Genomic DNA, 12,203 nt, shown 5'->3' with positions numbered 1-12,203 from the left:
CCTTACGCGCCTGACCCTAAGATCTCAACTTTTTCTATAAAATCAAATTTTCTCAGTTTATTCATTAACGTATGAATGTTTTCTTCCATTGCGGACGTACTGATTGAGAGCGTGACATTCGCCCTGCCCTGAAGCGGAATCGTCTGGTGAATGGAAAGCACGTTGCTTCCTGAGTCAGCCACCGCCTGCAAAAGCTGGGATAACGCGCCTGACCGATCCTCCAAATGAAAGAAAAGTGTGATTATTTGTTCTTTAACCATCGTGTAAAAAGGGAAAACCGCATCTCGGTATTTATAAAAAGCGCTTCTGCTTAAATCAACTTTCTGCACGGCATCTGCTACCGATTCAGCCTTTTTTCTGTCCAGCAGTTTTTTGACTTCAAGGGTTTTCCGCATCGCATCAGGCAGAACGTCTTCACGCACTAAATAAAATGTCTCTTCTTTCACCTGCACCCCTCCCTTTTACATCAGAGAGCCTGCATTGCAAGCTCTCCGTCTTTTTAATCAATAAATTCAAATTCAAATTCCAGCAGCCGGATGATATCGCCGTCTTTAGCACCGCGTTCTCTGAGCGCTTCATCAACGCCCATACCGCGCATCTGTCTTGCAAAACGCTTGACGGATTCGTCACGGGAGAAGTCAGTCATTTTAAAGAGACGTTCCAGACTGTCACCTGAAAGCACAAACGCGCCGTCCGGATCACGGGTAATGTCAAATGGAATTTCTTCATCTTCCATCGTGTACATTACGCGGTTTTCCGCCAGTTCTTCTTCATCATACAGCGGGAATTCAGGCGTTGTTTCCAGCTGGTTGGCGACTTCAAACAGAAGATCGCGGAGCCCTTCTCTCGTCACCGCGCTGATCGGGAAGACAGGATGGTCATCCTGAAGCTTTTCTTTAAACGCTTTAAGATTTTCAGCCGCTTCGGGCATGTCCATTTTATTCGCAACGATAATTTGCGGACGCTCCGTCAGCCGCAGATTATATTCACTGAGCTCCTGATTAATGGTCACATAATCCTCATACGGATCACGGCCTTCCATCGCTGACATGTCAATAACGTGAACGATGACGCGCGTCCGTTCGATATGGCGGAGAAATTGGTGGCCTAAGCCGACTCCTTCGTGCGCTCCTTCAATCAAACCGGGCAGATCCGCCATGACGAAGCTTCTTCCGTCATCCGTTTCCACCATGCCCAGATTCGGAACAAGCGTCGTAAAATGATAATCGGCGATTTTCGGCTTTGCCGATGAAACGACAGACAGAAGCGTAGATTTTCCGACGCTCGGGAAGCCGACGAGACCTACGTCTGCAAGCACTTTCAGTTCAAGCACGATATAGCGCTCTTTTCCGGGCTCTCCGTGCTCTGACAGCTGCGGTGCCGGGTTGGCCGGTGTCGCAAAGCGGGTATTTCCGCGTCCGCCGCGTCCGCCTTTTGCGATGACGGCGCGCTGCCCGTGCTCTGTCAGATCGGCAATGACCTGTTTTGTATCGTCATCCGTTACGACTGTGCCGGGCGGAACTTTAACAACCATATCGTCCGCATTTCTGCCGTGCTGGTTTTTAGACATGCCGTGCTCGCCGCGTATCGCTTTGAAATGGCGCTGGTACCGGAAGTCCATAAGCGTGCGCAGTCCTTCATCAACCTCAAAAACGACGTCGCCTCCATTACCTCCGTCACCGCCGGCAGGCCCGCCTTTCGGCACATATTTTTCACGGCGGAACGCAACCATTCCGTTACCGCCGTCGCCGCCTTTTACATATACTTTCACCTGATCTACAAACATAATATCCTCCGTTCTAAACCGTAAAAAACCGCTAGTTCATTCCAATTTCGGCCACACATTCATGGCCGGTCAGCTCAAATTGCATGACATCAAAGTCCTCATACCGCGATTTGCGAAATTCATCAAACACATCTGCATTTGCAATCGTTCCATGAAAATCGAGATATACAATAAGCTGTCTGTCAGGGTGATCTGTCTGCAGCGATACGGTCAGATGATTTTCACTTTCATTGCTTACCGCCAGACCGAACAGATGAAACAGTTTTCTCATCAGATTCGACAGCTTTTGATCATATGCCGATAAATCTTTAATTTCTCCGAGCACTTCGTATTCGAGCCTCATATAACGGGACTTCCAATTAAATGTAAGAAAGTCAAACGCCAAGTGCGGGGTTTTCAGGTTTGAGAGCTTTGACTCGTGTTTTGCATCTATGACCATTTCGTCGATTATTTCAACGACCCTGTCATACTTCTGCAAACTTAAGTTTCCTTTTATCAGCTGCAGCTTATTCATCCAATCATGACGGAAATGGCCCATTAATTGGATCAGTTCATTGATCAGAGCCGCATCGCTTACAGGTTCTTCTTGTTTCTTCGATACATCCTTCATTTTCGCACTCCCAATCGTTTAATTTCTTTTTAGGAGTCTTGATAAGTGTGTACTATGAATTATAACAGAGAAGGCTTTGTTAAAAAAACACTTGTTTTTCCTGGTTCATCATGTTCCTTTTTCGGATCGCATACAATGCGGATGCCAGGCAGAAACATTTTTGGTATCACTGCTTGGGGAACATATCCAGTGGGTATGAGAAGCTGATGTCCTCATTCAAGGCGGGGTTCACTCATGCATCCTCTGCTTTTCATTCTTGATGTTACTCCGCTTACTGCAAAAAAAACTCCAGTCAACGACCGGAGTTTTTTGTGTCATTATTGAGCTACAGGATATACGCTCACTTTTTTGCGGTCACGGCCGAAACGTTCGAATTTAACAGTTCCGTCGATTTTAGCAAAAAGAGTGTCATCTCCTCCGCGGCCCACGTTTTCACCTGGGTAGATTTTCGTTCCGCGTTGACGGTAAAGGATAGATCCGCCTGTTACGAATTGACCGTCTGCACGTTTAGCGCCTAAACGTTTAGATTCAGAGTCACGTCCGTTCTTTGTAGAACCTACACCTTTTTTAGAAGCGAAAAACTGAAGATCTAATCTAAGCATGTAACTCACCTCCTATATTTGGTTTGCAGTCAACCGTAAGTGTTCACTGTAATCCCGCTCGATCGTTTCAAGAGAAACAATCATGCCTTCAATCAGCAGCTGTGCTTTTTGCAAAGCTTCCTGATCAGCGGCTTCAGGGAATTCAAAGTAGAAATAACCCCCGTCCTCGCCTATATCAAGAATCGGTTCGAGAGGAGCCAGCGCGATAACCGCATTGACCGCTCCGAAAACGACAGCCGTGACCCCGGCGCAAACGAGATCTCGTCCATGTTCAGCAAAATCGGCATGTCCCGTCATTTCAAAGGACAAAATGCCCCCGTCATCCTGGGATCTTCGAATTGTTGCCTCAATCATGCTTACGCGTTGATTTTTTCGATTGTCAATTTAGTATAAGGCTGACGATGACCTTGTTTTTTATGAACATTTTTCTTTGGCTTGTAACGGAAAACAGTGATTTTTTTCGCACGGCCTTGTTTTTCAACTTTAGCTGTAACTGTCGCGCCTGCAACTGTTGGGTTGCCGACTTTCACGCTGTCTCCGCCAACAAACAATACGTCTTCAAACGTCACTGTTTCACCTGCTTCAGCAGCAAGTTTTTCGATGTAAACAGTTTGACCTTCTTCAACTTTGATTTGTTTTCCGCCTGTTTTAATGATTGCGTACATTCTCTGCACCTCCTATTAGACTAAGACTCGCCAGCAACAGGGGGCTTTAAAGCTCTTATCACCTGTCCCGAGCGGTTGTAGCATTGGTGCTACATCCATAACATTAAAAAATATATCAGAACCAAAAGGATATGTCAATCTATTTCTAGTAAGGCAGCAGCAGGTCTTCCATAGAGGAATCTGTCCGTTTATCGGCAAAATACGCATGAAGCACTTCATTTTCATCGAGCTGGCTGAGCTTTTCTCCGGCTTTTTCAATGATAATGGGGTGCTTGCATCCCCGTTTGAATTCGGCCATGACATGCTTTACTTTGGCATCGGCCGCGACCGTCAAAGGATGCAGCATGGCGACATCGCGGTTTTTGCCGTAGTATCTCTCCAAAAGAAACCTCAGCTGAATATAATGCCGCTTCCGGTATTCATCCCATAAAGAAGCGGCGAGAAAGACGAACAGCACCCATGCGCTGACCTGAAGGGGGACGGCCAGCACAATCCAGCAGCAGAGCAAAAGAGCGGAAACGGCCGATGTCTGCAGGCTGAGGAGATGCGCTTTTTGAAAAGCCATTTGTTTAGAGAAGTATAAAAACACGAACTTGCCGCCGTCAAGCGGCCAGATCGGCAAAAGATTGATGAAAAGAATGGAGAGATTATAAAAGGTAAACATCTCAAATGTCTGCTCACTTGCAAAGCCTGACATGAAAAAGAGCCAGGCTGCCGCCTGAAGCCACACATGCTGAAGCGGGCCCGCCAAAATGACCGCGAATTCCTCTTTTAGCGGCCGGTTTCCGTGCTCCTCCACCTCAACCGTCCCGCCGAAAGGGAGCAGAAAGATGCGTTTAATGCGCCACGAAAAAAACACAGCCAGAGCAGCATGCCCCAGCTCATGAACGGATACGACCAGCAAAAGACACAGCAGCGCTTTGATGTGCCCCGTCATAAGACCGAGCCCCATAATAATCCAAAGAAAAGGATGGACATGAATTTTAAAAAGGAGGATGAGCCATTTATTCATCAAAAGTGATCACCTGGATCGGATCTATGAATTTATCGCCATCCTGGATCGCGAAATAGTACTGGCCTTTACTTTTATCGTTAAGCTTGATCGAACCGATCTTTTTCCCTTTATCGACAAAGTCGTACAATGAAACGTTAACATCTTTTAGCCGGCCGTAAATGCTGCTTGTATTGTCGGCGTGCTGCACCTTCACCGTCAGCCCTGTTTTTTTATCTTTGCTCACTTCCATAATGTAGCCTTCTTTTACGCTGTCAATGGCTTCACTGGCGGTTTCGACGACGACGCCCTCTCCGTTATTTTGAAAGTCCTGCTGGATTTTCCCCGCGGCAGGAACGGCCATATCCTGACTGACCGCCACCTGACCGTCCTTCTTTTTCGTTCCCGGCGTAAGAAAAGCGAGCGGGTTTCCGAAGGAAGATACGAACCAATTGCTTACGGCAGCAAACTGAAATTCTTTTTGAAAGGTTTGTGCGATTGCCGGTTTGATCTGACTCAGCGGCTGTTTGTCAGTTTTATAGGCAATAGCGGAGATCAGTACGAGACAGGCGGCCAGCAGGCATTTTAAAATAATAGAATGAGCGCTGATCAATGGATGCCGCCCGTTAAATTCGGGCGGGTGTTCCGTTTGATATTCGTAGTCCGGAAGAAGCTTGTGCTTTTCCTGCTCCTTGACCGTCTGCCACGCGGGAAAATTCTGCGTTTGAGCGTTTTGAACGAAAGTCCGTTTTGATTCAGGCCGCTGTTTTCTTCTTTTGGCCAGTCTTTTTCTAATTTCATCAGCTCTGTGACTCATCGCCATCATCCTTTGCAATCGTTGGGTTTGTACATCCTATGTCTTGTCCATTGCAAATATGCGCTCTTAAAAAACAAAAAAGACCTGATAAGCTGGGCTTCATCAGATCTTTGTATTCTGGTATATATTATGAACGCACGCCGAAAAATGACTTGATTTTCGCCATCATCCCTTTTTGCTGCTCTTCAAGCACCTGCAAAGGAACGGATTCTCCTAAAATGCGCCGGGCGATATTGCGGTACGCAATGCTGGCGCGGTTTTTGGAATTCATGGCAATCGGTTCGCCGATATTTGAAGCCCTGATCACTTCATCATCGTCAGCAACGATTCCGAGGAGATCAATAGACAGATGATGAACAACTTCATCCACATCCATCGTGTCACCGTTTTTCACCAGGTGATTTCTGATGCGGTTCACGATAAGGCGCGGCGGTTCGATATCTTCCTGCTCCAAAAGTCCGATAATGCGGTCAGCGTCCCGCACCGCTGATATTTCCGGCGTCGTCACAACAATCGCCTTATCAGCTCCGGAGACGGCATTTTTATAGCCTTGTTCAATTCCGGCCGGACAATCAATAATGACATAATCAAATTCCTGCTTAAGCTCCTGCACAAGCGATTTGATCTGCTCAGGGACAACAGCCGTCTTGTCGCTTGTCTGGGCAGCCGGCATTAAATGAAGCAGATCATCAAAACGTTTGTCTTTGACAAGCGCCTGATGCGTCTTGCATCTGCCTTCAATTACATCTACTAAGTCGTAAATAATTCTGTTTTCAAGACCCATTACGACATCAAGGTTGCGCAGTCCGATATCTGTGTCTACCAAACAGACGCGCTTCCCTAAAATGGCTAAGGCGGTACCGAGGTTTGCAGATGTTGTTGTTTTACCTACTCCGCCTTTTCCCGAAGTTATTACGATAGCCTCACCCAATTTCACATTCCTCCCTCAAGCCTTGTTAGATCAGGTCTTAAATGAGCCAATTGCTGAAGGCGTTCAATGACCATATTTCCGTCAGTATCTAAATAAGCACATTCCATGTCGTTCCCTTTTTGAATGTGGTCTGGGGAGCGATTTAACACGTGATTGATCCTCAATTGTGTCGGCATCATTTCGGATGCGGCGATCACAGCCCGGTTATTTCCGTTATAACCCGCGTGGGCAATCCCTTTTAATGAACCGAGAACAAATATATTTCCTCCGGCTCTGATCGTACCGCCGGGATTCACATCTCCGATTAAAAGCAAATCTCCCGTCACGTGAAGCACCTGGCCCGAACGGACGATTTTGGAAACCGAAACAATTTCCTGCTCCTCTTTCATCCGCTGCGCTTCTTCTTTGGCGATGACTTCACTGTCAATTGAATGCACGACTAAATCTTTCTTTGACGCGATCAGATCAGTCAGCTGCTCTGCCTGTTCCTGATACAGATACCGATGCCCGAGTTTAATATGAACACTGATTTTTTGGCCTTTGCCATCAGTATATTGTTCAATCGACAGCATGTTTTGAAGACCATCGAGAAGCTCATCAAAAGAACACGCATCATCCAGATGCAATGTTAAGCCGTTTTTTGTTCCTTTTATTGTTACATATTGCTGCTTTTTGGTCTTCATCAATGTTCACCTCAACAACATACTCTTTTCGTCAAAAAAAGATAAAATCCTTTTTACTCATCTCTTAATTCTTTCTTCAGACTTATATAAAACAGCCTGAAGGGCAGGACTAATATAACGGCTCCCGCGATATTCAGCAAAGCGGTCGGCAAGAACCGCTGAATGACAAAATCGTTAAACGTCATAGTGCCGCTGCGGATTAACGTCTGAATGCCGTAGACGTAAAATTCAAGCACACATACGCTCAGCACCGCGACCAGAATAACCATCAGGGCGTTTGTCTGCAGCACTTTAAACGCTTTGGCCGCCAGATAGCATAATCCGGCAAAACCAAACATATAAACGCCTAAAACACCCGTATAATTGATGTCATAAAGAAATCCGAAAATGAAACCGTAGATCACCGCATGCTTTTGGTTGATATAAGCCGACATAAAAATCAGCGCAAGCAAAAGAAAATGCGGAACGACCTGCTGCTCGACGGAAACGAAAGGAAAACGCACCAGATCGGTATAGATGCTTTCCGCACAAAAGACCAAAATCATAATCAAAGGGAGAAGGAAACGTTTCACGATCCTTCCTCCCCTGTTGCTACGCTTCGGTTCACGACGATGACATGGTCAAGATCGTACAAGTCGGCAGCCGGTTTCACGTAAGCGATTTTCGTCAGGCCGTAAGCATCTGATTCTACATCGGTCACTTCGCCGACCGTCAGCCCTTGAGGAAATACGCCGCCCGTTCCGGAGGTCTCCACGAGGTCGCCTTTTTTCACTTCACGTTTTTCATCCGGTTCAAGGATGGTCATTTTCAGGGTCTGTTTCTTTTTATCATACCCTTCAATTAAACCGTAGCCTTTGCTTCCCTTTTTGCCGGAGATTTTGGTGGCCACTCTGTTATTGCGGTCAACATCGCTCAGCAGCTGAACGGCGGATGTGAAACTGTTGAGTCCGCTGCTTTTGATCTTCCCGACCAGCGCACCCTTTTCGTTCGTGACAGCCATGTCTTTGGCCACTTTGTGCTTCGTTCCCTTATTGATCATGATCTGCTTGTACCATTGATCAGGGTTTCTGGCGATAACGGTCGCTAAAATCGGATCATAGTCGGAAATTGATTTGACATGCCCGAGTTCATCACGCAGCTTCTTGTTTTCATCTTTGAGTTCTTGGAGCTTCGCTTCATATTGTGTCTGTCCGTCCAGCTTTTGTCTTAAGCGTTCGTTTTCTTTGTACGTGTTTTTCAGGTCTTTTATGTCCCCGAAGAACCCTGCAAAATATTCGGCAGGCGTGTGAAAAATGTTTTGAAATACTCCCGTCGTATCACCGATCAGCTTTTCAGGCCAGGTGGTATTACGGCCGTTCTTCAGCGAGAATCCAATCATAGCCACCAATATGATAATACACAGAAGTAATAGCATTAACCGTTTGTTCGGCATCGTGATACACCTCTTCTATTTAACTCCTGATTATCTTGTTTTTCCTTTGAAAAGATGGATGTGCTCCAGTGCTTTTCCAGTGCCGATCGCAACACAATCCAGCGGATCTTCAGCGATAAGAACAGGCATTTTCGTTTCGTCGCTGATGACTTTGTCGAGATTGCGGAGCAGGGCGCCTCCCCCTGTTAATACAATACCTCTGTCCATAATGTCAGCGGCCAGCTCAGGCGGTGTTTTTTCAAGCGTGCTCTTCACCGCATCAACGATTGAGAGAACTGTATCACGCAGTGCATTTGCAATTTCCGTTCCCGTGATTTCGATCGTTTTCGGCAGACCAGTCAGAAGATCGCGGCCGCGGATTTCCATTGACGCATTTTCTTCACCGGTTTCTGCTGAACCGATTTCCATTTTAATGGCTTCCGCCGTACGGTCACCGATCATCAGATTATATGTTTTTCTGATATAGCTGATGATTGAGTCGTCCATTTCGTCACCGGCTACGCGGATGGACTGGGACGTGACAATCCCGCCTAAAGAAATGATCGCCACTTCAGTTGTTCCGCCGCCGATATCAACGACCATGCTGCCCGTCGGCTCCCATACCGGAAGATTCGCGCCGATTGCTGCCGCAAACGGTTCTTCAATCGGATAAGCGTCACGTGCGCCCGCTTGTCTTGTCGCGTCGATGACCGCCCGTTCTTCAACGGCCGTAATACCTGACGGCACACACACCATAACGTACGGCTTTCTCGCAAACAATCCTTTATTTTTCACAGCCTGATTAATGTAGTATTTCATCATTGTCGCAGTTGTTTCATAGTCAGCGATAACGCCGTCTTTCATCGGACGGAGCGCAACCACGTTGCCCGGAGTTCTTCCGATCATGTTTTTCGCATCGTTACCGACCGCAACGATTGACTTCGTATCCGTTTGCAGAGCAACGACAGACGGCTCTCTCACTACGATTCCTTTACCTTTAACAAACACAAGCGTATTCGCGGTTCCCAAATCTATACCAAGGTCTCTTGTACCAATTCCGAACATATGTATGTATCTTCCTTTCTTAAAGCAAAAATACCCTAAAGGGAAAAACTCATAAAATCTATTATATCTTAAATCAACGAAAAAAAAAGTGTTACAAATATCCTTTTTCCTTTAAACTCACAAATTTTTTATCACCAATGACCAAATGATCCAGCAGCTCGATGCCGATTAAATTTCCGCACTCAAAAAGCCGCCTGGTTACCTCTATATCTTCCCTGCTCGGTGTAGGATCTCCTGAAGGATGATTATGAACGCAAATGAAGGACGCGGCGGATCGTTTGAAAGCTTCTTTAAACACCTCCCGCGGGTGGACAATAGATGAATTCAGACTTCCGATAAAAACGGTGCGTTTATGAATGACTTGATTTTTGGTATTTAAATATAAACAGACAAAATGCTCCTGGGATAAAAAGCGCATATCCTCCATCACATACTTCGCCCCGTCTTCCGGAGAGCGGATGACGCAATGCTCCCCGGCGGATGTCTTATGAATGCGGCTCCCCAGCTCAATTGCGGCAAGAATCTGAACGGCTTTCACCGTGCCGATTCCCGGAATGCTGGAAAGCTCCTGGGCAGAGGCGCCTTTTAACAGGCGCAGCCCGTCAAACGTCCGCAGCAGCCGGTGAGCGAGGTTCATGACGGACTCATGTTTCGTTCCCGTCCGCAGCAGGATGGCGAGCAATTCATTGTTAGAGAGATGTTCGGCTCCGAAGTGCAGAAGCCGCTCTCTCGGTTTTTCTTTTTCGGGGAAATCTCTTAATTTTAACGGCAGATCACGGATGATCAACCCCTCCTTGTTCCCCTTCCCGGTTTGAACATCAAGCTTTTATATTAAATTCTTTCAAGGCTCTCATTGTTTTAGCGACAGGAAGCCCGACGACAGAATAAAAATCACCGTCTATTTTTTTCACTAAAAGCGCGCCTTTTCCTTGGATGCCGTATGCACCTGCTTTATCCATCGGTTCTTTTGTTTCAATGTAGAGCTGTATGTCGTCTTCACTGAGCGGCCAAAACGTCACTTCCGTCGTGTCACAGAATGTTTCTTTCCGGTCATGCGTCTGAATGCTGACCGCCGTAATGACTTGATGGCTTCGGCCGGAAAGCCTTCGCAGCATCTGTGCCGCTTCTTCCCTGTCACGCGGTTTGCCGAGGCACTCGCCGTCTATGCACACCATCGTGTCAGCCCCGATAACGACTGCATCGGGATTTTCGGCCAATACAGCACCGGCTTTTTGCTCGGCCAAACATTGGACGTTTTCTTCCGGCGAAAGGTTTCGATTTAATTTTTCTTCTGTGCGGCTCGCAATAATGCTGTAAGGAATCTGAAGAAGATTAAGGAGTTCTTTTCTTCGCGGAGATTGTGATGCGAGTATTAAGCGTTTTGTCATGGTTGTCATCCTTTCAGGGTTTGCTTAAGAAAAAAAGATACTTGTCTATCCTACCAAATCAAACGGGCAACCACAATTTCAGAAAAATAACTTTTTGATGACAAAATAAAAAATCCCGCCGGATGACGGGAAATGAGATACTATTTTACAACACTTAAAAGCTCTTTTTGGGCTTTCCAGCCGGATTCTGCCCCCGACGTTTCCAGCTCTTTCAGCGCTTGAAGCACGGCCTCTTTCTGCTTTTTGTCAGCGGCGTCTGCACCGTCTGCCGCTTTTGCCGCTTCAGCCACTTCCGTTTTTGAAAGATCTTTGCCGGTAATCGCTTTGGCGGAGAGCTCAGATGCCTGTTTAAAAGAGTCTTCCAGCCCTGAATCGACCGCAAAGCTGAGCTCTTTTCCGCCCCAAGCCTCAAAATCATGGTCTATCAGTGTCTGACCCAATTGCTGTGATAAGCTTTTTTCCGCTGCAAGCCCGGCGATCACGTATGTGTATCCGTCTTCTTTTGCCAGAGAGACGGCCGAGTATCCTTTTTCAGTCAGCTGGTCAACAAGCGTTTGCGCTCCTTTTTCTGATGAAAATTTTCCGGCCTGCACTGCATATGTTTTATAGTTTCCCGCTGAAGATTCCGCATCTCCTGTGCCGGCTGTTTCAGATTTGTCTTTAGAAACATCTCCCGCTTTCACTGTCTGCCCTTGTGAACCTTTGTCAGCTGACGCCGGAGCGGAGGCTTCTTTACTTCCCGACATATTTAAGGCAACAAGGCCGAGTCCGGTGCCTAAAACAGCCGCAACGGCAATTGTCGTGACCGCTTTTTTAACTGGAGAAGACGGCTGCTTTTTTTTCGGAAAATGAGGGCCTGTTTTTTTCTTCTGGTATGGCGGAACGACTTTCGGGTCATCTTCAAATACCTCAGAATTCTTCTCATGATCCCAATTGAAATCTTCTTCTTTCGGATCTTCATGGGAAGCGGCGGTCTCCTGTTCCGCCTTTTTTGTTTCTTCCCAATTGGAAAATGTGACGGTCTTCTCCCCGCCTTCATTCACATCTTCTTGTCCATACATCGTTTCTTCTTGTCCGTTAATGGTTACTTTAAGGGCATTGTTTTTAGCTTTGCTGTTCTTTTTGCTCTTCCTTTTTTTCAACGTCTCTTCCCCCTTGCATTCGTCTTGGCCGTACCTTGAACTGATCATGGTTCACACTTTAGCATAGGCGAAAAAAAAAAGAACAAGACTTTTGTCGTCTTGTCCAAAAAAC

General features: G+C 46.6%; 16 protein-coding genes and 1 other annotated feature. All 16 genes read right to left on the bottom strand.

Going from position 1 to position 12,203, the window contains the following annotated elements; translation table 11 throughout:
- Positions 1-2: 2 nt before the first annotated feature.
- A complete protein-coding gene (gene thrR / locus G9F48_RS11455) occupies positions 3-446 on the bottom strand; it encodes a transcriptional regulator ThrR (RefSeq protein ID WP_007408173.1) in 444 nt (147 codons plus the stop codon).
- Positions 447-499: 53 nt separating this feature from the next.
- Positions 500-1,786: a GTPase ObgE gene (obgE, locus tag G9F48_RS11450; protein ID WP_003152665.1), complete on the bottom strand. Its 1,287-nt coding sequence runs from the start codon at positions 1,784-1,786 to the stop codon at positions 500-502.
- 31 nt (positions 1,787-1,817) lie between these two features.
- Positions 1,818-2,396, bottom strand: coding sequence for a sporulation initiation phosphotransferase B (locus G9F48_RS11445; RefSeq protein ID WP_003152664.1), 579 nt, complete (start codon positions 2,394-2,396; stop codon positions 1,818-1,820).
- A gap of 317 nt (positions 2,397-2,713) precedes the next feature.
- A complete protein-coding gene (gene rpmA / locus G9F48_RS11440; RefSeq protein WP_003152662.1) occupies positions 2,714-2,998 on the bottom strand; it encodes a 50S ribosomal protein L27 in 285 nt (94 codons plus the stop codon).
- A gap of 12 nt (positions 2,999-3,010) precedes the next feature.
- Positions 3,011-3,352 carry a ribosomal-processing cysteine protease Prp gene (locus G9F48_RS11435; protein WP_165409508.1) on the bottom strand — a complete coding sequence of 114 codons (342 nt, stop codon included), beginning with the start codon at positions 3,350-3,352 and terminating at the stop codon, positions 3,011-3,013.
- A 2-nt stretch (positions 3,353-3,354) separates the two neighbouring features.
- A complete protein-coding gene (gene rplU / locus G9F48_RS11430; RefSeq protein WP_003152660.1) occupies positions 3,355-3,663 on the bottom strand; it encodes a 50S ribosomal protein L21 in 309 nt (102 codons plus the stop codon).
- Positions 3,664-3,676: 13 nt separating this feature from the next.
- Positions 3,677-3,750 (bottom strand) — a sequence feature (ribosomal protein L21 leader region).
- Between the two features lie 58 nt (positions 3,751-3,808).
- Positions 3,809-4,675 (bottom strand): M50 family metallopeptidase, encoded by an 867-nt coding sequence (locus tag G9F48_RS11425; protein WP_003152659.1) that lies wholly within the window; start codon positions 4,673-4,675, stop codon positions 3,809-3,811.
- Positions 4,668-5,471, bottom strand: a complete 804-nt coding sequence (locus G9F48_RS11420; protein ID WP_007408168.1) for a M23 family metallopeptidase — start codon at positions 5,469-5,471, stop codon at positions 4,668-4,670. The genes G9F48_RS11425 and G9F48_RS11420 overlap by 8 nt, the downstream gene beginning before the upstream one ends.
- A gap of 127 nt (positions 5,472-5,598) precedes the next feature.
- On the bottom strand, positions 5,599-6,402 hold the full coding sequence (gene minD, locus G9F48_RS11415) for a septum site-determining protein MinD (RefSeq protein WP_003152655.1): 804 nt from the start codon (positions 6,400-6,402) through the stop codon (positions 5,599-5,601).
- A gap of 2 nt (positions 6,403-6,404) precedes the next feature.
- Entirely contained in the window at positions 6,405-7,085 is a 681-nt protein-coding gene (gene minC, locus G9F48_RS11410) for a septum site-determining protein MinC (protein WP_003152653.1), read from the bottom strand.
- Positions 7,086-7,138: 53 nt separating this feature from the next.
- Complete coding sequence (gene mreD / locus G9F48_RS11405) at positions 7,139-7,657, bottom strand: rod shape-determining protein MreD (RefSeq protein ID WP_003152650.1); 519 nt, start codon at positions 7,655-7,657, stop codon at positions 7,139-7,141.
- Positions 7,654-8,517: a rod shape-determining protein MreC gene (gene mreC / locus G9F48_RS11400; protein WP_003152649.1), complete on the bottom strand. Its 864-nt coding sequence runs from the start codon at positions 8,515-8,517 to the stop codon at positions 7,654-7,656. The genes mreD and mreC overlap by 4 nt, the downstream gene beginning before the upstream one ends.
- Positions 8,518-8,547: 30 nt before the next feature.
- Complete coding sequence (gene mreB, locus G9F48_RS11395) at positions 8,548-9,561, bottom strand: cell shape-determining protein MreB (RefSeq protein WP_003152647.1); 1,014 nt, start codon at positions 9,559-9,561, stop codon at positions 8,548-8,550.
- Between the two features lie 91 nt (positions 9,562-9,652).
- Positions 9,653-10,348, bottom strand: a complete 696-nt coding sequence (radC, locus tag G9F48_RS11390; protein WP_007408165.1) for a RadC family protein — start codon at positions 10,346-10,348, stop codon at positions 9,653-9,655.
- 31 nt (positions 10,349-10,379) lie between these two features.
- On the bottom strand, positions 10,380-10,949 hold the full coding sequence (locus tag G9F48_RS11385; RefSeq protein WP_070082167.1) for a Maf family protein: 570 nt from the start codon (positions 10,947-10,949) through the stop codon (positions 10,380-10,382).
- A 140-nt stretch (positions 10,950-11,089) separates the two neighbouring features.
- Positions 11,090-12,091: an SPOR domain-containing protein gene (locus G9F48_RS11380; RefSeq protein ID WP_165409507.1), complete on the bottom strand. Its 1,002-nt coding sequence runs from the start codon at positions 12,089-12,091 to the stop codon at positions 11,090-11,092.
- Between the last annotated feature and the right edge of the window lie 112 nt (positions 12,092-12,203).

The organism is Bacillus sp. EKM420B (assembly GCF_011065565.1).
Lineage (GTDB): Bacteria > Bacillota > Bacilli > Bacillales > Bacillaceae > Bacillus > Bacillus velezensis.
Note: the sequence above shows the minus strand (reverse complement) of the source record. Positions and strands in the feature narration are given on the sequence as shown.